Below are 25785 nucleotides of genomic sequence, written 5' to 3' on the forward strand. Positions count from 1 at the left end.
TCGGTACCGGGGTGTATGTCACAGCCACACGGAGCGTCATCCACCGAGCGTTCGACGGGGCTCGCCGACCCCGAGGACGCGCGGTCGAACTGCGGCGTCGGCGTCGTCATGGACCTCGACGGGGATCGGGGCCACGACGTCGTCGCCGACGGACTCGAACTACTCGTCAACCTCGAGCACCGCGGCACCACCGGTGCGGAAAAGGACACCGGCGACGGCGCCGGCATCATGCTCCAGACGCCGCATACCTTCTTCGCGGACGTTCTCGAGACCGATCTACCCGACACCTATGCGGTCGGCTCGATCTTCTTCCCGCAAGACAGTGCCGCCCGCGAGGACCTCGTCTCGCTCGCCGAGGACACCTTCGCGACCTACGATCTCGAGGTCCTCGAGTGGCGCGACGTCCCGACGAACAACGACGACCTCGGGAAGACGGCCGTCGAATCGGAACCGGACGTCCGGCAGGTCGTCGTTGCACCCGAAGACGATGACCTATCGCAGGAGGACTTCGACCGGCGACTCTACGTCGCCCGACGCGCCCTCGAGAACGCCGTCGAGGACGCCGACATCGAGAACAAGGAACGGTTCTACGTCGTCTCGCTCGACTCGAAGACCATCGTCTACAAGGGCCTGCTGAAGGGCGAACAGGTTCCCTCCTACTACCCCGATCTGACCGACGAGCGCATCGATTCGAACTTCGTGATGGTCCACGAGCGGTTCTCGACGAACACGCTCGGCGCCTGGCACCTCGCCCACCCCTACCGCAACATCATCCACAACGGCGAGTTCAACACCATTCAGGGGAACATCAACTGGATGCGCGCCCGTGAGACCGACCTCGAGAGCGACGTTTTAGAGGATCTCGAGGCGGTCAAGCCGATCATCGACGATCCCGACCAGTCGGACACGGCGAGCGTCGACAACGCGCTCGAACTGCTGATGCAGGACGGTCGGGACCTCGCCCACGCCCTGCGGATGCTCGTTCCCGAGGCCTGGCGCGGCGACGACCAGATGGACGAGGACCGCAAGGACTGGTACGACTTCCACGCCTCGCTCGTCGAGCCGTGGGACGGCCCCGCCCTGGTCGCGGCGACCGACGGCGAACGCGTCGGTGCCGTCCTCGACCGCAACGGCCTGCGTCCCTGCCGGTACGACGTGACGACGGACAACCGCCTGATCATGGCCAGCGAGGCCGGCGCGCTCGAGACCGAGCCCGAGAACATCGAGGAGCGCGGTCGCCTCCAGCCCGGCCAGCTGTTCCTCGCCGACCCCGAGGAGGGCCGGGTCATCCCCGACGAGGAGGTCTTCGACGACCTCACCGACGAACGCTACGGCGAGTGGGTCGAGCAGGAGCAGGTCCACTTAGACGACATCAAGACGACCGACGACAGCGCGCCCCAGCGGGAGGTAGCCGGCCTGCGCGACTACCAGGCCGCCTTCGGCTACACCCACGACGAACTCGACAACCTGATCGAGCCGATGACCCAGAAGGGGAAGGACCCCGTCGGCTCGATGGGCGACGACACGCCGCTGTCGGTGCTGACCGACTTCAACCGGCCGCTCTTTTCCTACTTCAAACAGCTGTTCGCCCAGGTCACGAACCCGCCGCTGGACTACATCCGCGAGGAACTGGTCACCTCGATGGAGTCTCGGCTGGGATTCCAGCGCAACCTGCTCGACGAGTCCCCCGAGCACGCTCGCCAGCTCGTACTCGACTCGCCGATCCTCACGGACGCCGAACTCGAGTCGATCCGCGACTGCTCGGTGAACGACGTTACGGCCGCGACGATCGACATCACCTACGAGCCCGCAAGCGACGAACTCGGCGCCGACCTCGAGGCCGCCATCGAACGCGTCCGCGAGGACGTCGTCGACGCCATCGAAGACGGCCACGACGTGATCGTCCTCTCGGACCGCACCGTCGACGAGGACCGGGTCGCGATCCCGAGCCTGCTGGCGACCGGCGGCGTCCACCATCACCTCGTGCGCAACGGCCTGCGCAACCACGTCGGCCTCGTCGTCGAGTCGGCCGACCCGCGAACCGTCCACCACTTCGCGACGCTCGTCGGCTACGGCGCCGGCGCGATCAACCCCTACCTCGCCTACCAGACCATCGAGGACATCACCGCGGGCCCGGACGGCGCCGACACCGAGGAGGCGATCGACGCCTACGTCGGCGCGGTCGAGGACGGCCTGCTGAAGATCATGGCCAAGATGGGCATCTCGACGGTCGAGAGCTACCAGGGCGCCCAGATCTTCGAGGCCGTCGGCCTCGACTCGGACCTCGTCGCGGAGTACTTCGAGGGAACCGAGAACCGCACCGAAGGGATCGGCCTCGCCGAGATCGAGGAGGACCTCCGCGAGCGCCACGCGGTCGCGTTCGGCGACGACGGCGAGGAGTCGGACCTCAAGCGCCACGGCGAGTTCGAACACCGCTCGGGGGGCATCCACCACCAGTGGAACCCCGACACCGTCGGCGCGCTCCAGCAGGCCGTCCGCTCGAACGATTACGAACGCTACCAGGAGTTCGCCGAACAGATCAACGACCAGCAGCAGAACCTCCAGACGCTGCGGGGCCTGCTCGAGTTCGATTCGGACCGCGATCCGATTCCGATCGAGGAGGTCGAGCCGATCGCGGACATCGTCGAGCGGTTCTCGACCGCGGCGATGTCGCTTGGCAGCCTCTCGCCGGAAGCACACGAAAACAACTCCATCGCGATGAACCGGCTGGGCGGCAAGTCCAACTCCGGAGAGGGCGGCGAACCGCCCGAACGGTTCGGCACCGAGCGCGAGTGTAACGTCAAGCAGGTCGCGTCCGGCCGCTTCGGCGTCACCTCGACGTACCTCTCGAACGCCGACGAACTGCAGATCAAGATGGCCCAGGGCTCCAAGCCCGGCGAGGGCGGCCACCTCCCCGGCTCGAAGGTCAACGAGATGATCGCCCACGTGCGCAAGTCCACGCCGGGCGTCGGGCTGATCTCGCCGCCGCCGCTGCACGACATCTACTCGATCGAGGACCTGAAGCAGCTGATCTTCGACCTCAAAGCTGCGAACGAGGACGCCGACATCAACGTCAAGCTCGTCAGCGAGGCCGGCATCGGCACCGTCGCCGCCGGCGTCGCGAAGGCAAACGCCGACGTGGTCCACATCTCGGGCCACTCCGGTGGCACCGGCGCCTCGCCCAAGACCTCGATCAAGAGCGCCGGCCTTCCGTGGGAACTCGGCCTCGCCGAAGCGAATCAGATGCTCTGTGCGACCGGCCTGCGCGACCGCATCCGCGTCTCCGCGGACGGCGGGATGAAGACCGGCCGCGACGTGGCCGTCGCCGCCCTCCTCGGGGCGGAGGAGTACGTCTTCGGGACCGCCTCCCTCGTTACGTCGGGCTGTGTCATGGCCCGCCAGTGTCACAAGAACACCTGCCCGGTCGGCGTCGCCACCCAGCGCGAGGACCTGCGCAAGCGGTTCCCCGGCGAGCCCGAACACGTCATCAACTACATGACCTTCATCGCGCAGGAACTGCGCGAGATCATGGCCGAACTCGGCTTCGAGACGCTCGATGAGATGATCGGCCAGGTCGACGTGCTCGAACAGCGCGACGACGTCGACCACCCGAAGGCCCGCAACGTCGACCTCTCGGAGGTCCTCGCGGAGCCCGACAACGAGGTCCGCCGCAAGATCCGCGAGCAGGACCACGAACTCGAGGACCAACTCGACCGCGACCTCATCGAGGCCGCGGCCGACGCCATCGAGGACCAAGAGCCGGTCAACCTAGAGGCCGAGGTGACGAACGTCGACCGCACCGTCGGCGCGATGCTCTCGAACCGCATCACCAGCCGCTACGGTGAGCCCGGCCTTCCCGAGGACACCATCACGGTGGATCTGGAGGGGACCGCCGGCCAGAGCTTCGGCGCGTTCCTCGCCAGCGGCGTCTCGATGCACCTCAACGGCAGCGCCAACGACTACGTCGGCAAGGGCCTCTCGGGCGGCAAGGTCGCGATCCGAACGCCCGAGACGGCGGGCTACGACCCCAGCGAGAACATCGCCATCGGCAACGTCGCGCTCTACGGCGCGACCGACGGCCAGCTGTACGTCAACGGCGTCGCCGGCGAGCGGTTCGCCGTCCGCAACTCCGGTGCCAAAGCCGTCGTCGAGGGCGTCGGCGACCACGGCTGCGAGTACATGACCGGGGGCGTCGTCGCCGTGCTGGGCGAGACGGGCAAGAACTTCGCGGCCGGCATGTCCGGCGGCGTCGCCTACGTCTACGACCCCGACGACGAGTTCGCGGCCAAGGCCAACACCGGCATGGTCTCGCTTCACGACGAACTCGAGGACAAGGACGAGGAGATGCTGCGCCGCCTCGTCGAGAACCACGTCGCCTACACCGGCTCCGAGCGTGGCGAGCGCCTGCTCGAGAACTGGGAACGGGCGCTCAACGCCTTCGTGAAGGTCATGCCGGAAGCCTACCACGAGGCGATCACCGAGCAGGGCAGCGACGACGTCCGCGACGAACTGCCCGGTGCTCCCGAGGTCGCCGCCGAGGCCGAATCGGCCAGCTTCGCGGCGAGCGACGACTGACCGGATAGTCGCCTCGAGGCCCCGAAAACGCGGTTTTCGTCTTCGCTCTTTGACTGGGTTAGCGCCAGCTACCAGCTACCGGCGATCGACTCGCTCCGCGCCGTCCTCGAGCACGCCGCCCGCGTCGCTCGCCGCCTCGAGCACGCTCTCGACTGACGGTGCGGCGAGCAGGTGCGCCGAACAGTCGCAGTCGGAGGCGCCGAACCCCGCGACCGGCTCGCCGGGCAGCGACGCGGCCAACTCGCACTCTCTATCGGCGTCGGGGAACGTGACGGCGGTCTCGAGGGCTGCGTCCGGATGACCGAGCAGGTAATCGACGTGCCAGTGGCGGGCGTCGCGCTCGCCGCGGGCGAGTTCGCGGTGGCGATCGACGCGGGCGAAGCCACCGGGACCGAACGCACTGCCGACGTAGGCGTACGCGCCCGCGGCGAACTCGCGGTCGCCGAGCGCACCGACCTCGATCGTCGTCGGTTGCGAAATGTCGATCGCGAGGACGTACGTGCCGCCGGAACCGCTCGAGTCGCTGCCGTCGGGACTGCCCATATCGGGCGTCGGATCGGAGCCGCCAAAAACGACGGTGGTCTCGGCTCGAGCGCGATCCGGCGGTCGGCGATCGACGTTCCGTCCGTGCCGGCGTCGCGATTCCCTTATCTCGAGCGATCGTTCCGATCGAGGTCGGGGTTGCGGTCCCGGTCGGACGTCGGATCGTTTTCGTGGACGTGCCGGCGGTTGGTCATGTCCTCGTCGGAAAGCCGGCCGCGCTCCGTCCCCCGGTCTCGGTCGCGGTCGGACCGCCCCTCGGCCCAGTCGCCCTGTTCGGAACGGGGGCGCTGCTGGCTGTACTGCAGGCCGCCGCCGGATTCGTACTCGGACTCACCGAAGTCGCGGTCGCGATCCTGCCGTCCGTACTGGCCGATTTCGGACCCGCCTCGGCCGTGCTGTCCGCGCTGTTGCTGCCGGTCGCCCTGCGACTGGCGGCGACCGCTCTGCTGGCTCCGACCCGACTGCCGATCGGCCTGATAGCGGTTCTGCTGATTCTGCTGCCCCTGTCGCTGGGACCCCTGCTGGCGCTGCAGGTCGTGCTCCTCGCGGTCCCGATCGGAGAACGCCTCGCCCTCACTGCGCTGGTGGCGACCGTAGGGCTGCTGTCCCTGGCGGTACTCCTCCTGAGGCTGGTCGTGCCGTTGGCCCTGCTCCTGGCCCTGTCGTCTCATCTGGGACCACCGATCGTCGCTCAAGCGGCGCTGCTGGCCCTGGTTCCGGTTTTGATCCTGCTGCCGGCGGTCCTGCTCGCGCTGTCCGCGGTCGCCGGATCCGAACGCGGACTCCGATCGACCGCCACCGCGATCGCGGCCGTGGGACCCCTGGGATCGGCCCTGCTGTTGGCGGCGCGCTTCGCCGCCGTACTCGAGGTTCTCGTCCACTTGAGACCGGGTCTCGAATTGGTCCTGCCCGTGACGCTGGCCGCGACCCTGTTCCTGACCGCGGTTCTGCTGGTGGCTCGAACCGGTGCTTTCCGCTCGATAGTGACCCGGCTGCCCCTGTTGTTCCCAGCCCCGTTGCTGCTCTTGGGACTGCTGACGGCGGTCGGACTGGTGGCCTTGCTGTCGGCCGCTCTGTCGCTGGTGACCGCCCTGCCGCTGGCCGTACTGTCCCGACTGCTCGGACCGGTACTGTCCACCACTGCGTTGCTGGCCGCCACCGTACTGCTCTCGGGCGCTGCGTTCCTCTCGCTCCGACCGACGGGCTTCGCCGCCGTACTCGAGGTTCGCTTCACTGCGCGCGTTCGTCGCGAAGCCGCTTTGATCGCCCTGCTGACCCTGGCCTCGACTCCGTCCCTGACCGCCGCGCTGGGACTGCATTCCCGATTGACCCTGCCGCTGGTGCTGGTACCGACGCTCCGCGTACCCCTGACTGCCGCCGGAGCGGTGGCCCTGGCTCGACTGCGCGCTCGACCGCCGACCCGTGCCGGGCTCGCCGGTCGACTCCTCTCGGTCTTCGGTCCACCGCGACCGGGCCGATTCCTGCCCTCGGTCCCGGCGCTGACTCCGTTCATCGGATCGCCGGCCCTCCGTCTCGCCGCCGCGGCTCGAGGAGCCCTGGAGCCAGCCGCGGTCGCGGTCGCCCTGGCGTTGGTTGCGCTGCTCGCGGTGCTCGCCCCGATCGCTCCGATCGCGCTGGCCGCTCTGGTCGTCGTACCGGTTCGCTTCGTGCTCTCGAGACTGTCGGCGCTCGTCGTTGGTGTCGTTCATGGCTGTGAAGTTGAAAGTGATCGATCGTCGGCGGCCGGTTCGCTGACGGGAGTGACGCACTGACCGTCACCGACCGCAGTACAGGCGTCCCCACGACGGGCTACAGCGAACGGCGGGTTCAATCCTGAGCATGCGTTCGCGTGCACGAACCGCCGACGGAAAATCGCTCGAGACGGGGTTCGAGCGGGCGTTATCGCTGCGGGCGCTCCTGCATCGGTACCGCACCCGTCTCTTCGTACACCTCCCGTGCCTCCGTCGACGGGCCGAACGCGAACAGGCCGCGAACGGGCTCGTACTCGTAGGTCACCCACTGGGGCAGGAACTGCGCGCCGATCAGTTTCCGGACGCCGAGCTGTTTGAGCCGCGCGTCCGGCGTCAGCCGATCCGTCAGCCGCAGATCGACGATGCCGTCGAAGACGTACTCGTCGGGGTATGCCTTCCCGCCCGCGGTCGTCGCACCGGCGACGATCGGCACGAACCGCGCCTTGCAGACGGTCGCCCGAACGTCCTTGATGAAGTTATGGACCCGCTGCTCCTCGACGAGCGAGTCGAGTTCGTCCAGCGAGTCGATCGTCACCAGCCCCGTCTCGGACATCTCGAGGTCGTCGAGCGCGTCCTGAAGGCTGTTCGCGACCGCACGGACGTCGCTTGGATCCTCGACCTCGACGAGCGCGTCCGCTGCGGCCTCGCCGACGAAGTTGGTCCACTCGGTTCGGGTCTCGAGGAACCGCTCCCGATCCTCGAGGCGGTGGGTGAAGCAGTCGACGACCTTCAGACGGTCGTCCTCGAGGGCCGGCAGGACGTTCCAGCCGTTCTGGAAGAACCGCTCGAGCGTCGCCGTCGGCGGGTTCGCGTAGGAGACGACGACGGCGGGTTCGCCCCGTTCCAGGGCGCGCCAGACGAGTTCCGTCAGGAGTTCGCTGCGGCGCGTCCCTTCGTCGCCCGAGAGGAGGACGAACGCGTCCGCGGGAATGCCGTTCGGCAGGAGCGAGTCGAGGGGTTCGATGCCGGTGACGACGCGCTTGTAGGCGTCCGGTTCGGGCATCGTCGAGTCGTCTTCGGCGGCGTCCTTGCAGGCCGTCGAACAGAAGTAGCCGTCGCCGTCGTCGGCGCGCTTCGCTTCGCCGGGGATCGGATAGTGGCAGTGGTCGCACCGAAAGGGGACGGCCGCGCGCTGGTCGGTCCGGATCCGTTCGGTCATGCGTTCATCGGCACGAAGCAGCGAGAAAAAACCTCGGCCTGATTGCAGTCGGGCCGGGCGGCGACCCGACACCGTCGCCGGCATCGTCATCGTTTTCCCCCGAACCGACGACGACCGGACATGGACAGCGCACTCGTCATCGGCGGCACGCGCTTTATCGGCCGCCACCTCGTCGAGGAGTTGCTCGCCCACGAGTACGACGTGACGATCTTCAACCGCGGCACCCACGACAACCCGTTCGCCGACGACGACCGCGTCGATCGCGTCGAAGGCGACCGGACGAACGAGTCCGCGCTCGAGGCCGCCGCGATGACGGTCGATCCCGACGCCGTCTTCGACTGCGTGGCCTACCAGCCACGCGACGTCCGCGCGGCGACGACGATCTTCGACGACTGCGAGGCCTACGTCTACGTCTCGAGCGGCGCGGCATACGGCCGCGAGGACATCCCCAAGCGGGAGGACGAGACGCCGCTCGAGCCCTGCACGGCCGAGCAGGCGACCGACGACTCGCAGGAGACGTACGGCAATCGGAAGGCGGAGGGCGACCGCGCGGTGTTCGCCGCGGCCGACGAGGGGGTCGACGCGATGGCCGTCCGCCCGCCGATCGTCTACGGCCCCCACGACTACACCGAACGGCTGGACTTCTGGATCGACCGGGTCAACGAGTACGACCGCGTCATCGTGCCCGGCGACGGAACGAACGTCTGGCACCGCGTCTACGTCGAGGACGTCGCTACGGCGTTGCGAATCGTCGCCGAGCGCGGCGAACCCGGCGAGGCCTACAACGTCGGCGATCGACGGCTCGTCACGCTCGAGGAGATGGTCGAACTGATCGCTGACTGCCTGGAGACGACCGTCGACGTCGTCCACGCCGGCCCGCGCGAACTCGAGGCCGCCGACCTCTCGCTCGACGATTACGTCCTCTACCGCGACTACCCCCACGTCCTCTCGACCGCCAAACTCGCCGCCCTCGGCTGGGAGTCGACGCCGCTCGAGGAGGCCATGGACCGATCGGTGGCCGATCACCTCGAGAGCGACCGCGACGGGCGCGAGCACGGCCCGGATCGGGAGGCGGAGGAGCGCGTTCTGGGAATTTTGGACACGCTGTAATCCGTCGTCCGATCACGACACGTCGGACCACTTGAACTATCTCTGAACCGAGAGAAGTGATCGTTTACCAGATTCCGAATGAGTTTCTCACGAGATGCGGGCCGGCACACCGGAAGCGGCGCTCAGCGGACTGTATACCGATATTGAGCGGAGAACGTCGTCGACCCGGCGTCAATCGCCGTGGAAGCGATACGGCGGCGGATCGGTCCAGTAGAGTCAGAAAGCGCCGCACATCGACTCTATTCTACGGATTACCGGAAGAAACGATCTCGTAGCATCCCTGGTTAACGTCCATTACGTATATTTTCGTATATAGACGGCTACCATAGATGTTCGATTTCTGTCCGACAGTCCCATCCATGGTCCGGAAACACGGTCGCAGTCCGGGACCGGGCGCTCGAGTCGCCGGCGCCAGTACAGACCGACGCGGAACCGAACGGTCGAACCCCCATCGAAGCTAGATTCAAGTAGAAACGTCCGAAACACCGAGAGCATGACACGGTACGAACGCGTCGCAGACACGACCGCCCACACCGGCGAAGGCCCGCTGTGGCACCCCGAGGAGGAGCTGCTCTATTGGGTCGATATTCCGGCCGGGACGCTCTACGCGTACGATCCCGCGACCGACGACTACGACCCGGTCTACGAGACCGAAGGCGACGAGCCCCTCGGCGGCTACACGATCGAGGAAGACGGGGCGCTCCTGCTGTTCACCCACGGCACCGTGAGTCGCTGGGAACCCGGATCCGACGAGGCGGAGCCGGTCGCCGAAATCGAGAGCGCCGAGACGCGGTTCAACGACGTCATCGCCGATCCCGAGGGCCGGGTCTTCTGCGGCACGATGCCCGGCGAGGACGACCTCGGGGACCTCTACCGGCTCGAGACCGACGGTACGGCGACCCGCGTCGTCGGGGACGTCGACATCGCCAACGGGATGGGCTTTACCGACGACCTCGAGACGTTCTACTTCACCGAGTCGGAGGAACACGTGATCTACGCGTTCGACTACGACCGCGAGACGGGCGCGATTTCGAACCGCCGGCCGTTCGTCGAGGTGCCGAGCGACGACGGCGTGCCGGACGGCATGACCGTCGACGACGACGGCTACGTCTGGTCGGCCCGCTGGAACGGCGGGCGCGTCGTTCGCTACGACCCCGACGGCGAGCCGGTCGACGAGATCGAACTGCCCGCACGAAAGGTCTCCTCGGTCACCTTTGGCGGCCCCGATTACGCAGATCTCTACCTGACGACGGCGCTCGAGGACGGCACGCGGGCCGAGGAGGGTGACGGCGCGGGCGCGTTCTTCCGCGTCCCCGACGTCGCCCCCGGCGGCGTGCCGGAGTTCCGCTCGCGGATCGGTCTCGAGTGATCGGTAGCAGGTGTCACCGGCGATTCTCGACTCTCGCCGCTCGTTCTCGAGGGCATTTACAGCGCGTCCGAATCGGACACCACAGTACGAAAGCGAAATCAGAGAGTGGAGTTCGAGTTCAGTCTCGGAGCAGGATGTCGACCATCACGGCGCCGATGATCACCGCGCCGGTCAGCGTCTCCTGGATGTCGACGGACATGTTGTTCAACACCAGCAGGACGGGGATCACGGCGATCACGAGCGAGCCGAGGAACATCCCGGAGATGCTCCCTTCGCCGCCGAAGAGGTTCGTCCCGCCGATGACGACCGCGGCGATGATCAGCAGTTCGAAGCCACGACCCGCAGAGCCGAACATCGAGCCGTAGTAGGAAATCGCGATGATGCCGGCGAAGGCCGCGACGATCCCGGTGATGACGAAGTTCGCGATCTTGATGCGGTCGGTATTGATGCCGCTCCGGTCGGCAGCTGACTGGTCGTCGCCGGTCGCGTAGACGTGGTGGCCGAAGCGGGTCTTCTGGAGGAGCAGGCCGAACGCGATCAGCAGTCCGAACATCCAGAACACCATGTACGTGATCTCGACGCCGACGACCGTGATCGAGCCGCCGAACAGCTCGAGCAGGGCCAGCCCCTCCGGCGTTTGCTGCGAGCCGCCGGAAGTGAGCATGTAGGCGACGCCCCTGAGGATGCTCATCATGCCGATCGTCGTGATGAGCGACGGGATGCCGACCTTGGTGACGATGACGCCGTTGGTCAGGCCGACGGCCGCGCCGATGAGGAGGACAGCCACCAGCGCCGCCGGCACTGTCAGCCGGTAGTCGGTGAGCAACATCGCGAACGTGAGTCCGGCCACGCCGTACATCGAGCCGACCGAGAGATCGAACTCGCCGCCGATCATCAGGTAGGTCATGCCGATTCCGATGATCACGTACGGGGCGGCCTGGCGCAACAGCCGCGAGAGGATGCTGCTGAAGTTATCCCACCTGAAGAACAGGTCGGGTCGCGTCACGCCGATGAGCCCGAACAGGAGGAGGAACCCGAGGAGAACGCCGATCTGTCGGCGCTGGAGGAGCCGCCGGAGCCGCGAGTCGGTCTCGCGACTGACGGCGTCCCCGTCCGTCGCAGATTGGGTCGCGCCGCTCATGCTGTGGCCCCCTCGTCGTCGGCGGCGTCATCGACGGACGTGAGTTCGAACTCGTCGATCTCGTCCTCGTCCTCGGCGCCCATCATCAGCGCGATGATCTCGTCGCGGGTCGCCGAATCGGTGTCGCGAACGCCCATCAGCCGCCCCTGCGCGAGGACCGAAACCCGGTCGGCGAGGGTAAGCACCTGCCGGATGTTGTGACTGATGAGGACGATCGACAGCCCCTCGTTCCGGAGGTCGTCGATCACGCGCAGGACGTTTCGCGCCCCCTCAATCGAGAGGGCGCTGGTCGGTTCGTCGAGGATGAGGATGTCAGGATCGGACTGTAACGCGCGGGCGACCGCGACCGCCTGCTGCTGGCCGCCCGAGAGATCGCTCACTCTCGCGTCGGGATCGACCGGAATCTGCACGCGGTCCAAGCTCTCTCGAGCGCGATCGCGCATCGCCTGTTTGTCGACCACGCCGAGGAATCGCCCGAGGGGGTCCGACCGAACGGGCTCCTGTCCGAGGAACACGTTCGCCGCGACCGTCTGGCGCTCGGCCAGCGCCAGATCCTGGTAGACCGTCTCGATTCCCATCTCGCGGGCGTCGCTGTAGTCCTCGAACTCGACTTGCTCGCCGTCGACGCGAATCTCGCCGCTCGTCGGCTCGTGCACGCCACAGAGCATCTTGATCAGGGTGGACTTGCCGGCGCCGTTGTCGCCGACCAGCGCCATGATCTCGCCCTCGCGCAGCGAGAAGTCGACGCCCTCGACCGCAACGACGTTCCCGAAGTGCTTCGTGAGTTCGACCGTCTGAAGTATCGAATCGTTGTCCGACATGGGTTCGTGGTAGGTAGTGTGGTACGTACGTCGCCGCTTACACGCCGTGGTACTCCAGCAGTTCGCCCCAGTTGCGCCGTTCGAGCACGAAGTCGATCGTCTCCTGATCGACGATTTCCGCGCCGGTCATGATCTCCTTGGGCGGCATGCCGCGCTCGAGGTAGGCGAAGGCCTGGTGAACGGGGAGGTAACCCTGGCTGTAGGGGTCCTGGCCGGTGGTGTAGTCCATCACGCCCTGCTGGATGTAGTCGAGCGTGTTCTGGGGCAGGTCGAAGCCGCCGATCACCATGTCCTCGGCCATGCCCTCGTCTTCGGCGGCCTGACCGATGAACCACGAGTAGACGTCGCTGCCGGCCATCCCGTCCAGTTCGGGATTGGCAGCGAGGTGGTTCGCGATGCGGGAGACGCCCTCGTTGGAGTCGTCGGTGTAGTTGACCCGATCGGTGATCTCGATGTCCGAGTTCTGCCGGATGGCATCTTCCGCGCCCCTCGCGCGAGCGGCCTGGCCGCTGTGGGCGGGGTCGGCCAGTCCGATCGTCACCTTGCTCGCGTCGTCCGGGAGCTTGTCGAGCAGCGCCATTCCGTTGGCGTAGCCCGACGAGTACTGGTCCTGGCCGACGAACGAGAGGGCCTGCCCGAACTCCTCGCGCATGAACTGGCGGCCTTCCTCCCGGAGGCTGTTCGTGTTGAACGTCAGGACCGCGATGTCGTTGTCCAGCGCGTCCTTGATGACGCTGTTGTACGCCTCCGTGTCGCTTACGGTCGTCACGATCACGTCCGGCTGGGACGCCACGACGTTCTCGAGGATGTTGACCTGCTCCTCGACGCTGAAGCCGCCGGACGGCCCGGTGAAGGTCGCGTTCCAGCCGAGTTGACTGGCGGCGTCGTGCAGCCCGCCGATCGTCGGATCCCAGAACGAGATCGCCGCGTTGTGACACACCATCGTCACGTCCCGCTCGGGCGGATCGCGCGAGAAGTCTAACTCCGTCGGCGGCGGCGTCAGGTCGACGCGCTGGTACGAGGGCGCAGAGCCGTCGGAGCCGGAGTTGCCGCCGTTGCCGCCGTTGCCGCTGTCCCCGTTGCCCCCGTCCCGTTGCAGGCAGCCGGCCAGCCCGCCGACCGCCGTGATTGCACCGAGCTGTTGCATCACCTGTCGACGCGAAATTCCCTTGCCGACCGTCACGCTAATGCGACCGTCATTATCTGCCATACAGTAACCCAATTGTACTCTCCAATTATAATGATTTTCATCGTCTTTTAGAAGGGTCGTCGGATTCCGATCGATAGCCGTCAGCTATTACGAAAGACTCGTGCGCCAGAACTGCATCAGCGGGTCGGCGTTACCAATGCTGTTTGTAAACGCTGCAACTGCGTCCGTCGTCCGACCGTACGCCGAGCCCACCCAAACGCGTCCGGTGTCGGAACTCCGGCGGACCCGTCAGGAGTAGTTGTGCTCGAGTTCGATCACGTTCGCCGTTCCGAGCACCGCCTCCGGAAGGTCCTCGTAGAAGCGTTCGTCGCCGACGCGGTGGACGGGACAAGAGACGCTCACGGCCGCGATGCTTCGATCCGTGTCGTCGGTGATCGGCGCCGCGATGCAGCGCAGGCCGTTCAGGCGTTCCTCCCGGTCGACGGCGTAGCGCTGCTCGCGCACCGCCTCGAGTTCCTCGTAGAACGCCTCGCGGTCGGTGATCGTCTGCTCGGTGACCTGCGGCAGGCCGTGCGCGTCGAGGATCTCGTCGACCTCCTCCCGCGGGCGGAACGCGAGGATCGCCTTGCCGAGGCCGGTACAGTGCAGCGGCACGCGCTTGCCCTCGTGGGTGTCGAGCTCGACCGCGTTCTCCCCTTTCGCCTGGTAGAGGTAGATCCCCGTCCCGTTTTTCTCGACGAGCAGGTTCACGAGTTCGCCCGTCTGGTCGGCCAGCTTGTCGACCTCCTTCTGGGCGGTATCGTAGATCGGCGTGCGGTTGCGCGCGTACGCGCCGAGGCCGAGAAACGACAGCCCGATGTGGTACTCGTCGCCGTCCTTGTCGACGTACTCGCGGTTCGCGAGCGTCGTCAGGTGGTTGTGCACCGCGCTCTTGCCGATGTCGACCCGCTCGGCGATTTCGGAGATCCCCGCGCCGTCGAGTTCCTGAATGATCTCGAGGATCTCGAACGTCCTGTCGACGGTTCGAACGGGGTGTTTCGGTTCGGACATACGCCTATGGTTGGTTTCGACATACATATAGATTGTTCTGCCTAGCGAAAACCCGTTTGTCATGACTCGTACGATCCCGTCCGTCACGGAACGCATCGAAGCGGTGGCGGACGAAGACGCGGAGAGTGACGCTCGTCGTTGCAGTTCGCAGCCGGCGGTATCGATACTCGGCCCGCAAAATCGACCCCGTCCGGACGGTCGAGCGACGGTGCGCCGATCGGCTGCGACGGCTACGGTTACACTTCGACGACGGTGTTCGGGAGGGTATCGAGACCCTCGACGGCGATTTGACCGGATCTCGGTCTCGAGGCGTGACGTCGTCGGAGACCAGCGAGGTGCCGGCCAGGGGCAGTCGTCAGGGAAATCACAAGAACCGTATACCGTCCCTCCCCTAGTCGAGCCATGGCCGAGCGGTACCACAATTACGTCGACGGGCGGTGGACGAGGTCGGAAACGGGCGAGACGTTCGAAACGACGAATCCGGCCGCTCCGACCGAGGTCGTCGCCGAGTACGAGCAGTCGAGCGCCGAGGATGCGAACGCAGCCGTCGAGGCGGCCGCGGCCGCACAAGGAGAGTGGGCCACTACGCCCGCTCCCGAGCGCGGGGCGATCCTGCGCGAGGCCGGTTCGATTCTGGCCGACCGGAATGAGGAACTGACGGAATTGCTCACGCTCGAGGAGGGCAAAACGCACGCCGAAGCCGGCGGCGAGGTCCAGCGCGCGATCGACATCTTCTACTACTACGCCGAGAAGACCCGCGACCTCGGCGGGACGGTAAAGAGCGCCAGCGGCCCGCGCACGAACCTCTACACGGTCGCCGAACCGGTCGGCGTCGCCGGCCTCGTCACCCCGTGGAACTACCCGATCGCCATCCCGGCCTGGAAGATCGCGCCCGCGCTCGCGACCGGCAACGCCATCGTGCTCAAACCCGCGGAGGACGCTCCCGGCGTCGCGCTCGAGATCTTCGAGGCGCTGGACGAGGCCGGCATCCCCGACGGCGTCGCCAACGTCGTCACCGGATTCGGCGCCACCGCCGGAAACGCGGTCGTCACGCACGACGAGGTCGACGCCGTCTCCTTCACCGGTTCCGGGCAAGTCGGCGAGATGGTCTACGAGAAGGCGACCGACGACGGCAAGCGCGTCCAGACCGAACTGGGCGGCAAGAACCCGACCGTCATCTCCGACAGCGCCGACGTCGAGGAGGCCGCCGAAATCGTCGCCGCCGGCGCCTTCGGAACCACCGGCCAGTCGTGTACCGCCTGTTCCCGCGCGATCGTCCACACGGACGTCTACGACGAGTTCGTCGACGCCGTCGTCGAGCAGGCAGAATCTATCGAGATCGGCCCCGGCGACGAGTACGACATGGGTCCGCAGGTGAGCGAAAGCGAACTCGAGGGAACGCTCGACTACATCGAGATCGCCGAGAACGAGGGCGCCACCCTCGAGACCGGCGGCGGTCAGCCCGAAGGCGAGCGCTTCGGCGACGGCTACTACGTCGAGCCGACCGTCTTCACCGACGTCGAGAACGACTTCCGCATCGCCCAGGAAGAAGTGTTCGGGCCGGTCCTCGCCGTAATTGAGGTCGCGGACTTCGAGGAGGCGCTCGCGGCGGCAAACGATGTGCAGTACGGCCTCTCGGCCAGCATCGTCACCGACGACCACACCGAGGCCGAGCGCTTCGTCCGCGAAATCGAAGCCGGCGTCGCGAAGGTCAACGACAAGACCACCGGCCTCGAGCTGCACGTTCCCTTCGGCGGCGTCAAGAACTCCTCGAGCGAGACCTGGCGCGAGCAGGGCGACGCGGGCATCGACTTCTACACCATCGAAAAGACCGTCTACGACGGCTTCTGACGCGGCCTCCTTTCGCAGAACGGGTTTTCGAACGGCAAACGGACGCTCGACGATTCGAAACCGGTTATCGGAGGGAGTGGACGCGAACGAACGGCCGCAGGAACGGATCGCTCGTTCATCGGCGCCGACCGTGACACTAGACTCGTCCCGTTATACGGAACACCGTTTCCTGACAGTAAACTCCATTTGGTGTCCGTAATTTGGTGTTCCCTTTCCAGTCACCAATCGACGGTACCGCTCGTCGCCCGCGATATCGACCGGTAGACGACGGGACGCGGAGTTCGTCGATCAGCCTTCGATTACAACCATACGTGTGTAATAGTCGACGAGGTCTCCCGTCGGACGCTCCGGCGGTCGGTACCAAAGACGGGATCGGATTTCCGCCGCACTCGTTCGATTTTTCGGGTGAGACTCGAGCGGGAAGGACACGCAGCCGCGGCCGGCCACTCGCGCTGGTGCCTGTTCGCGTTTAGCACACAGGATTCTATTATCGGTAATACCGTTTTGAGGAGCAGAACAGACGTTTACTATGCGTCGGCACTCGGCACCAGATTCGCAGATAGGCGGACGTTCGCGACCGGGTACGTCGTCGTGACGAGTATAGTTCGGGCGCGGAGTCGGGGTCGGCTTCGGGATCGGGTTCGCGGTAGTGAAGCGGCCGACGACTATCGCCGTCCGTCGGGCCGCTCGATAGGAGTCCGCCGGCGGTGCGTCGTTACTCGGCCCAGTAGGCCTCGCCCGGCGAGGTCTCGAAGACGGCTCGCGAGAGGACGTCGACGGCCTTCTCCAGGCCCTCGCGGCTGCTGGTCAGCGAGTCCTCGTGTTCGATCGAGAGCGCGCCGTCGTAGCCGACCATCCGGAGCGTCGAGACGACGTCCTTCCAGTGGTTCTCGCCGTGACCGTAACCGATCGAGCGGAACAGCCACGAGCGGTCGGGCTCGTCGGTGTACGGCGTCGTGTCGAGGACGCCCTTCTCGCGGGCGTTGGCGTCGTAGACCTTCGTGTCCTTCGCGTGGAAGTGGTGGATAGCGTCTTCCTCGCCCAGCAGGCGGATCGCCTCGGTGACGTCGATCCCCTGCCAGTAGAGGTGCGAGGGGTCGAAGTTCGCGCCGATGCGCTCGCCGGTCTCCTCGCGGAGCTTCAGCATGCCCTGCGGCTCGTAGATGAGCATGTTCGGGTGCATCTCGATCGCGACGTCGACGTCGTGCTCCTCGGCGACGTCGTTGATCTCACTCCAGTAGTCGGTCGCGAGGTCCCACTGGTACTCCAGCGCCTCGAGGTGCTCGCTCGGCCACGGCGCAGTGATCCAGTTGGGCGTCTCGTCGTTCGGGCTCCCGCCGGGCAGCCCCGAGAAGCAGGTGACCGCGTCGACGTCGAGCTGGCCGGCCAGCTCGATCGCGTCGCGGAGCTGCTGGTCGTCCCGTTCGGCGCGCTCGTCGTCCGGGTGGAGCGGGTTGTTGTGCGTCGCCAGCGCGCTGATCTCCATGTCGTAGACCTCGACCGTCTCGCGCACCTCCGCTTGGGCGTCCTCGTCGTCGAGGTGCGTGTCCGTGCTGAGGTGGCCGTCGCCGGTGAAGCCGCCACAACCGAGTTCGACGGCCTCGACGCCGATGCCGTCGAGGTACTCGAGCGCTTCGTCGAGGGGCTGATCATCGAGGGGGACTGTGAGTACGCCGACTTTCATATCCGTTTCAATGGTGTGCGGGCATTTCACATAAGTGTCGCGGCGTCGGAAAGGCCGACGGACCGCGATAGCCAACGCACTAGCGGCAACAGGGAACATAGTTATCTAATAGAGAACAGCCATCCTCGTCGATAGCGCGTTTCGGACCGAGTCGCGACGGGGGCGAGGGCAGTTCGGCGCCCGCTCGAGGCAGTCGGCCACTATCGCGACCCGAAACGGAGAATCGGTCACGGAAAGGGCGGAACTGCGTTCCTAGCAGAGCCAGCACGTTTCATAAATAGAGAACGGACGGTCGGGTACGGTAGGCGGTTCCGCGGAGCCCGCATCGTCGATGATCGAGGGCTCGCACACGACTCGAGGGGACAGACTCGATCGTCGACGAATCTGCACCACAACCCCCTCGCGAGCTGGGGCACAGCACTGGCGTCGGTGACATCGTTCGATCGGCGACAATACTTGCTGATATCACCTCGTTGAATACCCTTCGACGCTTCGAATCGATCGGGTCGTCTCGGTCGTCAACCACGAGAGTCTTCCCCCTAGCCAGACCACGTCGCCGGTGTCTTTCTGGGTAGACTATCCCGACGACCCGTTTCCGGTCGCAGCGTTCCGTCGCGATCGATGGGATTACTCGAGAGTCGGCAGACTCGGCAGTCGGTACGCCGATCAGCGATCGGACCGTGCTCACTGACGCGTAGAAGCGAAAGGCGCCACAGCGAGAGGCGAGACCTACACTTCGACGACGGTGTTCGAGAGCGTGCCGATGTCCTCGATGCCGATCTCGACCAGATCGCCTTCTCGAAGCGTGAAGTCGTCGTCGGGAACTAACGAGGTGCCGGTCAGCAGCACCGAGACGTCGGGGACGGCGTTGTGGTTGGTGTAGCAGTCGACGAGCTCCTCGACCGAGCGCACCATCTTGCTCGTGTTCGTCGAGTCGTCGTAGAGCACCTCCCCGTCCCGGCTGATCGTCATCCACATCTCCAGATCGTGGGGGTCCGCCAGCGAGTCGGCCGACCGAACGCAGGGGCCGATCGCGCAGCAGCGGTCGTAGACCTTCGCCTGCGGGAGGTAGAGCGGATTCCGGCCTTCGATCGAGCGGCTGCTCATGTCGTTGCCGATCGTGTAGCCGACAATCTCCTCGTCCGACAGCACGACGCCCAGTTCGGGCTCGGGCACGTCCCACTCCGAGTCCGCCCGAATGCCGACTCGGTCGTCGGGCCCGACCGTCCGATTCGGCGTCGCCTTGAAGAACACCTCCGGTCGATCGCTCTCGTAGACGTCGATGTACATGTCCTCCATCGAGCTCTCCTCCTTCCGCGCCTCCTCGCTGATGCGGTAGGTGACCCCCGCGGCCCACACCTCGCCGGACGAGATCGGCGTCGCCACCGCGCCGTCGCCGTCGTCGCGCTCGGCGTCTAGCAGTTCGGACGGGAGGACGTCGGCGCCGTCGAGCAGTCGCTCGGAAATCCGGTCGATCGAACTGTCGGCGATCGAAGCGGCGGTAAAGAGATCCTCGAGCGTCCGCAGTCGCGGCTTCGCCGCGGTGAGATCGTACAGTCCGTCCGTGGTTTGCACTGCGAGGCGAGGAGTACCCTCCTCGCGAAGCTGGTAATAACGCATGTCGGTCCTACCATTTCGCTCGTCCGTATTAGCTCTGGTGTTCGCCCCGAACTGCGCGCCTCGACGCGGCGAACTCGAGCCGACGGGCGAGCGCCTCGAGAGCGCGCGGCAGTCGGTACCACACGAAATTCCCGCAGGGATCATAAGAATCGTATAGGATGACCGCGAAGGGACGCATGTGACCGAACGCTACCAGAACTACGTCGACGGAAGTTGGACGGACTCCGAAACGGGCGAGACGTTCGAAACGGAGGACCCGGCCGCTCCCGCGGAGGTCGTCGCCGAGTACCAGCAATCGAGCGCCGAGGACGCCAACGCGGCTGTAGAGGCCGCCGCGGCCGCCGAGGACGAGTGGGCGACCACGCCCGCTCCCGAGCGCGGGGCGATCCTGCGCGAGACGGCGTCGATTCTGGCCGACCGGAAGGAGGAACTGACGGAACTGCTCACCCGCGAAGAAGGCAAGACCCACGCCGAAGCCGGCGGTGAGGTCCAGCGCGCGATCGACATCTTCTACTACTACGCCGAGAAGACCCGCGACCTCGGCGGCGACGTCAAAAGCGCCAGCGGCCCGCGCACGAACCTCTACACGGTCGACGAGCCCGTCGGCGTCGCCGCGCTGATCACGCCGTGGAACTACCCCATCGCCATTCCGGCCTGGAAGATCGCGCCCGCGCTCGCGACCGGTAACACGATCGTCCTCAACCCGGCGTCGGTCGCGCCCGGCGTCGCCCTCGAGATCTTCAAGGCGCTGGACGAGGCCGGCATCCCCGACGGTGTCGCCAACATCGTCACCGGCCCCGGCAGCAGCGTCGGCGACGCGATCATCACCCATGACGAGGTCGACGCCGTCTCCTTCACCGGCTCGAGCGAGGTCGGCGAGATGGTCTACGAGAAGGCGACCGACGACGGCAAGCGCGTCCAGACCGAACTCGGCGGCAAGAACCCGACCGTCGTTTCCGACAGCGCCGACGTCGAGGAAGCCGCCGAAATCGTCGCCAACGGCGCGTTCGGCGTGACCGGGCAGGCCTGTACCGCCTGTTCCCGCGCGATCGTCCACACGGACGTCTACGACGAGTTCGTCGACGCCGTCGTCGAACAGGCCGAGTCGATCGAGATCGGTCCCGGCGACGAGTACGACATGGGCCCGCAGGTCACCGAGAGCGAACTCGAGGGAACGCTCGACTACATCGAGATCGCCGAGAACGAAGGCGCCACCCTCGAGACGGGCGGCGGTCAGCCCGAAGGCGAGCGCTTCGGCGACGGCTACTACGTCGAGCCGACGGTCTTCACCGACGTCGACAACGATTACCGCATCGCTCAGGAGGAGGTCTTCGGGCCGGTCCTCGCAGTGATCGAAGTCGAGGACTTCGAGGACGGCCTCGAGACGGCCAACGACGTGCAGTACGGCCTCTCGGCCAGCATCGTCACGGACGACCACACTGAAGCCGAGCGGTTCGTCCGCGAAATCGAAGCCGGCGTCGCGAAGGTCAACGACAAGACCACCGGCCTCGAGCTGCACGTCCCCTTCGGCGGCTTCAAGCGCTCCTCGAGCGAGACCTGGCGCGAGCAGGGCGACGCGGGCATCGACTTCTACACCATCGAAAAGACCGTCTACGACGGCTTCTAACCCCGGAGCCGGGTAGTCGGTTTCGAGTCGTCGCTCATCTCTTTTTGATGTAGCTCCGTTCTCTAAGGGAGAACTGCGGGCACGTCTTGAGCGGTGGCCATAGCTGTCGATGTACAATCACGTGCGACGGCGCGACATGCCAAACGTGATATACCCCGACGCGTATGCATTGATCGTATGCCGAACTATCGGACATTGCGAGATCCGAACGCAGAGTACACGATGCGGGACCTGTCGTCGGAGACGATGGGTCTCGAGGCCGACCGCGGACCGCGCGACGTCGAGATCACGGACGTCCAGACGACGATGGTCGACGGGAACTACCCGTGGATCCTCGTGCGCGTCTACACCGACGCCGGCATCGTCGGCAACGGCGAGTGTTACTGGGGCGGCGGCGACGACGCGATCATCCAGCGGATGGCGCCTTTCATCATCGGCGAAAACCCGCTGGACATCGATCGCCTGTACGAGCACATGATCCAGAAGATGTCCGGCGAGGGATCGATCTCGGGCAAGACGATCTCCGCCATCTCGGGCATCGAGATCGCGCTGCACGACATCGCCGGGAAGATCCTCGACGTGCCCGCCTACCAGCTCGTCGGCGGCAAGTACCGCGACTCGGCCCGCATCTACTGCGACCTCCACACCGAAGACGAGGCCAACCCCACCGCCTGCGCCGACGAGGGCGAACGCGTCGTCGAGGAACTCGGCTACGACGCCATTAAGTTCGACCTCGACGTCCCCTCGGGCCACGAGAAGGATCGCGCGAACCGCCACCTGCGCGACCCCGAAATCGACCACAAGGTCCAGATCGTCAAGGAAGTCACCGAGCGCGTCGGCGACCGCGCCGACGTCGCCTTCGACTGCCACTGGGCGTTCAGTTCCGGCAGCGCCCACCGCCTCGCCGAGGCCCTCGAGGAGTACGATGTCTGGTGGCTCGAGGACCCCGTCCCGCCGGAGAACCACGACGTCCAGCGGGAGGTCACCCAGCACACGACCACGCCGATCGCGACCGGCGAGAACGTCTACCGGACCCACGGCCAGCGCCGCCTGCTCGAGGAGCAGGCCGTCGACATCATCGCACCGGACCTGCCCCGCGTCGGCGGTATCCGCGAGACGGTCAAGATCGCGAACCTCGCCGACCTCTATTACATCCCGGTCGCGATGCACAACGTCTCCTCGCCGATCGGCACCATGGCCTCCGCCCAGGCCGCCGTTGCGATTCCCAACTCGCTGGCCGTCGAATACCACAGCTACCAGCTGGGCTGGTGGGAAGACCTCGTCGAGGAGGACGACCTCATCGAGAACGGTCGCATGGAAGTGCCCGAAAAGCCCGGGCTCGGCCTGACGCTCGACTTCGACGCCGTCGAGGAGCACATGGTCGAGGGCGAGACGTTGTTCGACGAGGCGTAACGTAGTGGAGCCTCGTCGGGCTCGCGAATCTTCGATTCGCGGCGTTCGACGAGGCGTAAGCCGACGTCGAACGCGCTCCCAACCCACACGAACGAACTCGTATTCGATCCGGCTCGAGAACCGGATCGTCGTCGCTCATCGCTCTTTTCGCCGGTGGGACCCCCCACCTGCGTTTTGATCGGTTCGCAACCGCCGAGACGGCCGCGTCCGCGTCGGCAGCTACGCGTCAGCAGTTCCGAGTTCCGTCAGCGGCGTTCTCGAGTAGTCCAGTAGCACCGACCGCTGCACAACGGTTTCTACTATTAGAGAAAAGAGTTCTGTAATGCTGGTCCAAGTGTTAGCTGCGGTCAGCCCATGGAACGGTCGGCCATCGAAACGATGGCCAGTATAAATCTCCGGATGGATGACGTATACCGCTAGTTCTACCGTCGAGAATCGAAACGCCCCTCGAGAAAAACGAGGTCGGGAAACTCGATACGGCCGAATAACGGTGCTCGAGCGAACGATATTTACAATCGTACTATCGTAATAATGGGCAATTAGATAGGTCGAATCGGATTTCGTATTACTACCCAAGCCTTCTCTACTGGAGAACGGGATTTTGCAAAGAGGTCAGCGGGACGACCGTAGGCGGCGGGACGACTCGAGCGAACACTGCGGTCGAGCGTCACACTCGACGCTCGACCGACAGACGAGCACCGCGAAACAGCCCGTCGCCGACCGACGGCCGCGAGCTATCGCTCGAGGGTGTAAAATACGCAACTCGCAGGCGCCTCCAAGTGAACCTAGCGTGCGTTCGAAAACGTGTCAGCGGAGAACGACCGGACGAGCGACGAGTCGCCGCAGCGCCACGGTCGCGGCGTTACGATTCGAGGTTGCCTTTCGCGTCCCAGATCGAGGTCACCATGTCGGCGAACACTTCAGTCCGGACGGGGTGGCCGCTCTCGCCCGTCCGCTTGAGCGGGGTGTCGCCGACGTTCGCGGCGAACTCCTCGGTGTAGGCCCAGTCGAGCAGCGACTCGCGCACGTCGACCGTGATCGTGTTGTCCTCGTCCGTGGCCAGCCACGCGGCCGCGCTCTGTCGGTCGTCGTACTCGAGGGTGTAGGTCTCCCCGCCGATCAGGTCGACGACCGCGTCCATCGGGCCGATCTCGATCCGTGCGCCGTCGCCCTCGAGGTAGAGCGTCTCGTCCTCGAGCACCGCCTCGTAGCGCGTTCGGTCCGTCATTCGTGTTCCCGTATGGCAGGGGGAGGGTTATATCTCTACGGATCGAGTCGCGCCGCCAGGCCTAACGGAAGGGCTTGCCGGGGAACGAACACCCTTTATCGGCCGTTCGAAACGGGAAGCGTAGCGTTCGTGTTTCGGGACAGAAATCCGGTGCGAATGGTGATACTCGCGATCGGGCTCGGACTCTCGCGACTCGGCGTGATCGACCGCGAGCGCGCCGTCGAGACGACGAACCTCGCGTGGCCGCGCATCGTCACCGGCATCGCGCGCATGTCGAAAAACGCCGTCGACGTGGCGATGGTCGGCGTCGCGGTCGGCACGTCCGCGGTCGCCGGCGTCGGCGTCGCGGGTCCCTACTGGGGGCTGGCGTTCGCGCTCGGCGGCGGCGTCGCCGGCGGCACGATCGCGCTCGTCTCCCAGCGGTTCGGCGCCGACGCGCACGCGGAACTCGGACTGGCCGTCCGCTCGAGCACGCTACTGGTCGTCGCGATCAGCGTTCCGGTGACCGTCGTCTTCTGGCTGTTCCCGCAGGAACTGGTGGCGCCGATCGCCAGCTCCGAGCGGGCGATGGAGTACGGTGCGACGTATCTGCAGATCGTCGGCCTGGGAATTCCGTTCGCGGGGCTGAACCTCGTCGGGAGCCGCACCCTCGTCGGCGCCGACGACGCCTACACGGCGATGCAGGTGCGGGCCGGCGGTGCGGTCGCGAACGTCCTGCTGAACGCGACGTTCATCTTCAGCCTCGAGATGGGCGTCACCGGCGCCGCGCTGGGGACGGTCCTCTCGAACGTCGCCGCCGCCTCGGTGTTCGCGATCGGGATCGCCCGCGGCCGCGCGCCGGTGATCGGCGACTTCCCGGTGCAGGTCGATCCGTTCGGATCGTACTGCGACGGCGCGATGCTGACCGATCTGGTGTCCATCGGCACGCCGATCGGCGCGCGAAACCTCGTCTGGACGGTCGCGGAGTTCCCGATGCTCACCATTCTCGGCGTCTTCGGGGAGCCGACGCTCGCCGCGTTCGTCATCGCGCGCCGCATCTGGGGCATCATGAACACGCCCGGCTGGGGGTTCGGTCTCGCGTCCTCGAGTCTGGTCGGCCAGTCGCTGGGGCGGGACGACGAGCGGGCCGCGGCGGCGTACGGGCGGGACATCATCCGGTTCTCCCTCGCGACGTACGCCGCCTTCGCGATCCTCACCGCGCTCCTGGCGGACCACGTCGTCGTCCTGTTCGCCGACGATCCGACGAGCCCGGAGATTCCGATCGCCGTCGACCTCGTGTACGCGGCCTGTTTCGCGTCGCTCTTTCAGGGCGTCTCGGGCGCCGCCGCCGGACCGCTGGACGCCAGCGGCGACACGCGGGTGACGTTCCTGAGCCAGGTGCTCGGGATGTTCGGCGGATCGATTCCGCTGGCGTTCCTCGGCGCGACGACGGCGCTGGGCTACTGGGGGCTGTACCTGGCGTTTATCGCCGAAACGGCCGTTCCCGCCGGGATCAACTACTGGCGGTTCCGCTCCGAGAAGTGGAAGGCGATCAGCGAGGACTACCGCCCCGAGTCGACGCCGGCGTCGGACTGACTCGCGGCCTCGCGGTCGTCCGCACCCGCGTTCGACGATAGCTCGGTGTGCTCGCGCTCGGGTTCCGAATCAGACACAATATATACTATCATTCTGGTACGTTTCCAGATATACCATT

17 protein-coding genes are annotated in these 25785 nt (G+C 66.1%); 7 read left to right on the top strand and 10 right to left on the bottom strand.

The annotated features are described in order from the left end of the window. Positions 1–15 precede the first annotated feature (15 nt). A complete protein-coding gene (gene gltB / locus ACYQ26_RS18945; RefSeq protein ID WP_459810440.1) occupies positions 16–4575 on the top strand; it encodes a glutamate synthase large subunit in 4560 nt (1519 codons plus the stop codon). A 75-nt stretch (positions 4576–4650) separates the two neighbouring features. Here gltB and ACYQ26_RS18950 read toward each other — a convergent pair whose 3' ends face one another. The 3 genes from ACYQ26_RS18950 to ACYQ26_RS18960 form a co-directional block, all read right to left on the bottom strand. After that, entirely contained in the window at positions 4651–5118 is a 468-nt protein-coding gene (locus ACYQ26_RS18950; protein ID WP_459810441.1) for a GIY-YIG nuclease family protein, read from the bottom strand. A gap of 104 nt (positions 5119–5222) precedes the next feature. Next, positions 5223–6827 (bottom strand): hypothetical protein, encoded by a 1605-nt coding sequence (locus ACYQ26_RS18955; RefSeq protein WP_459810442.1) that lies wholly within the window; start codon positions 6825–6827, stop codon positions 5223–5225. 190 nt (positions 6828–7017) lie between these two features. Beyond that, positions 7018–8028: an ATPase domain-containing protein gene (locus ACYQ26_RS18960; RefSeq protein WP_459810443.1), complete on the bottom strand. Its 1011-nt coding sequence runs from the start codon at positions 8026–8028 to the stop codon at positions 7018–7020. 120 nt (positions 8029–8148) lie between these two features. Here ACYQ26_RS18960 and ACYQ26_RS18965 point away from each other — a divergent pair, with 120 nt between their 5' ends. Both ACYQ26_RS18965 and ACYQ26_RS18970 read left to right on the top strand, forming a co-directional pair. Beyond that, positions 8149–9138 carry an NAD-dependent epimerase/dehydratase family protein gene (locus tag ACYQ26_RS18965; protein ID WP_459810444.1) on the top strand — a complete coding sequence of 330 codons (990 nt, stop codon included), beginning with the start codon at positions 8149–8151 and terminating at the stop codon, positions 9136–9138. A gap of 493 nt (positions 9139–9631) precedes the next feature. After that, on the top strand, positions 9632–10507 hold the full coding sequence (locus tag ACYQ26_RS18970) for an SMP-30/gluconolactonase/LRE family protein (protein WP_459810445.1): 876 nt from the start codon (positions 9632–9634) through the stop codon (positions 10505–10507). Between the two features lie 118 nt (positions 10508–10625). On the opposite strand, the gene ACYQ26_RS18975 is transcribed toward ACYQ26_RS18970, so the two are convergent. The 4 genes from ACYQ26_RS18975 to ACYQ26_RS18990 all read right to left on the bottom strand — a co-directional run bounded on the left by ACYQ26_RS18975 (position 10626) and on the right by ACYQ26_RS18990 (position 14669). Next, the gene (locus ACYQ26_RS18975) at positions 10626–11648 is read right to left on the bottom strand and encodes an ABC transporter permease (RefSeq protein ID WP_459810446.1); all 1023 of its coding nucleotides are present in this window, start codon (positions 11646–11648) and stop codon (positions 10626–10628) included. Beyond that, positions 11645–12469 carry an ATP-binding cassette domain-containing protein gene (locus ACYQ26_RS18980; protein WP_459810447.1) on the bottom strand — a complete coding sequence of 275 codons (825 nt, stop codon included), beginning with the start codon at positions 12467–12469 and terminating at the stop codon, positions 11645–11647. The genes ACYQ26_RS18975 and ACYQ26_RS18980 overlap by 4 nt, the downstream gene beginning before the upstream one ends. A 37-nt stretch (positions 12470–12506) precedes the next feature. Then, complete coding sequence (locus tag ACYQ26_RS18985; RefSeq protein ID WP_459810448.1) at positions 12507–13679, bottom strand: substrate-binding domain-containing protein; 1173 nt, start codon at positions 13677–13679, stop codon at positions 12507–12509. Positions 13680–13907: 228 nt separating this feature from the next. Then, positions 13908–14669 (bottom strand): IclR family transcriptional regulator, encoded by a 762-nt coding sequence (locus tag ACYQ26_RS18990; RefSeq protein ID WP_459810449.1) that lies wholly within the window; start codon positions 14667–14669, stop codon positions 13908–13910. A gap of 402 nt (positions 14670–15071) precedes the next feature. Between ACYQ26_RS18990 and xacF (ACYQ26_RS18995) the strand changes: the two genes are divergently transcribed. After that, a complete protein-coding gene (gene xacF / locus ACYQ26_RS18995) occupies positions 15072–16520 on the top strand; it encodes a 2,5-dioxovalerate dehydrogenase (RefSeq protein ID WP_459810450.1) in 1449 nt (482 codons plus the stop codon). 715 nt (positions 16521–17235) lie between these two features. Here the strand turns inward: xacF (ACYQ26_RS18995) and ACYQ26_RS19000 are convergent. Further along, entirely contained in the window at positions 17236–18204 is a 969-nt protein-coding gene (locus tag ACYQ26_RS19000; RefSeq protein WP_459810451.1) for a sugar phosphate isomerase/epimerase family protein, read from the bottom strand. A 729-nt stretch (positions 18205–18933) separates the two neighbouring features. Next, the gene (locus tag ACYQ26_RS19005) at positions 18934–19824 is read right to left on the bottom strand and encodes a fumarylacetoacetate hydrolase family protein (protein WP_459810452.1); all 891 of its coding nucleotides are present in this window, start codon (positions 19822–19824) and stop codon (positions 18934–18936) included. Positions 19825–20002: 178 nt separating this feature from the next. Between ACYQ26_RS19005 and xacF (ACYQ26_RS19010) the strand changes: the two genes are divergently transcribed. Continuing rightward, the gene (gene xacF, locus ACYQ26_RS19010; protein WP_459810453.1) at positions 20003–21451 is read left to right on the top strand and encodes a 2,5-dioxovalerate dehydrogenase; all 1449 of its coding nucleotides are present in this window, start codon (positions 20003–20005) and stop codon (positions 21449–21451) included. Between the two features lie 177 nt (positions 21452–21628). Then, positions 21629–22864 (top strand): mandelate racemase/muconate lactonizing enzyme family protein, encoded by a 1236-nt coding sequence (locus tag ACYQ26_RS19015; protein ID WP_459810454.1) that lies wholly within the window; start codon positions 21629–21631, stop codon positions 22862–22864. 862 nt (positions 22865–23726) lie between these two features. Here ACYQ26_RS19015 and ACYQ26_RS19020 read toward each other — a convergent pair. Beyond that, positions 23727–24092 (bottom strand): hypothetical protein, encoded by a 366-nt coding sequence (locus tag ACYQ26_RS19020; protein WP_459810455.1) that lies wholly within the window; start codon positions 24090–24092, stop codon positions 23727–23729. A 129-nt stretch (positions 24093–24221) separates the two neighbouring features. Here ACYQ26_RS19020 and ACYQ26_RS19025 point away from each other — a divergent pair, with 129 nt between their 5' ends. Then, entirely contained in the window at positions 24222–25667 is a 1446-nt protein-coding gene (locus ACYQ26_RS19025) for an MATE family efflux transporter (protein WP_459810456.1), read from the top strand. Positions 25668–25785 lie beyond the last annotated feature (118 nt).

It is taken from the genome of Halopiger thermotolerans, from assembly GCF_054654555.1.

Coding starts and splice junctions, on each gene's coding strand:
- gltB (WP_459810440.1), top strand. CDS start 16: ATGTCACAGCCACACGGAGCGTCATCCACCGAGCGTTCGACGGGGCTC.
- ACYQ26_RS18950 (WP_459810441.1), bottom strand. CDS start 5,118: ATGGGCAGTCCCGACGGCAGCGACTCGAGCGGTTCCGGCGGCACGTAC.
- ACYQ26_RS18955 (WP_459810442.1), bottom strand. CDS start 6,827: ATGAACGACACCAACGACGAGCGCCGACAGTCTCGAGAGCACGAAGCG.
- ACYQ26_RS18960 (WP_459810443.1), bottom strand. CDS start 8,028: ATGACCGAACGGATCCGGACCGACCAGCGCGCGGCCGTCCCCTTTCGG.
- ACYQ26_RS18965 (WP_459810444.1), top strand. CDS start 8,149: ATGGACAGCGCACTCGTCATCGGCGGCACGCGCTTTATCGGCCGCCAC.
- ACYQ26_RS18970 (WP_459810445.1), top strand. CDS start 9,632: ATGACACGGTACGAACGCGTCGCAGACACGACCGCCCACACCGGCGAA.
- ACYQ26_RS18975 (WP_459810446.1), bottom strand. CDS start 11,648: ATGAGCGGCGCGACCCAATCTGCGACGGACGGGGACGCCGTCAGTCGC.
- ACYQ26_RS18980 (WP_459810447.1), bottom strand. CDS start 12,469: ATGTCGGACAACGATTCGATACTTCAGACGGTCGAACTCACGAAGCAC.
- ACYQ26_RS18985 (WP_459810448.1), bottom strand. CDS start 13,679: ATGGCAGATAATGACGGTCGCATTAGCGTGACGGTCGGCAAGGGAATT.
- ACYQ26_RS18990 (WP_459810449.1), bottom strand. CDS start 14,669: ATGTCCGAACCGAAACACCCCGTTCGAACCGTCGACAGGACGTTCGAG.
- xacF (WP_459810450.1), top strand. CDS start 15,072: ATGGCCGAGCGGTACCACAATTACGTCGACGGGCGGTGGACGAGGTCG.
- ACYQ26_RS19000 (WP_459810451.1), bottom strand. CDS start 18,204: ATGAAAGTCGGCGTACTCACAGTCCCCCTCGATGATCAGCCCCTCGAC.
- ACYQ26_RS19005 (WP_459810452.1), bottom strand. CDS start 19,824: ATGCGTTATTACCAGCTTCGCGAGGAGGGTACTCCTCGCCTCGCAGTG.
- ACYQ26_RS19015 (WP_459810454.1), top strand. CDS start 21,629: ATGCCGAACTATCGGACATTGCGAGATCCGAACGCAGAGTACACGATG.
- ACYQ26_RS19020 (WP_459810455.1), bottom strand. CDS start 24,092: ATGACGGACCGAACGCGCTACGAGGCGGTGCTCGAGGACGAGACGCTC.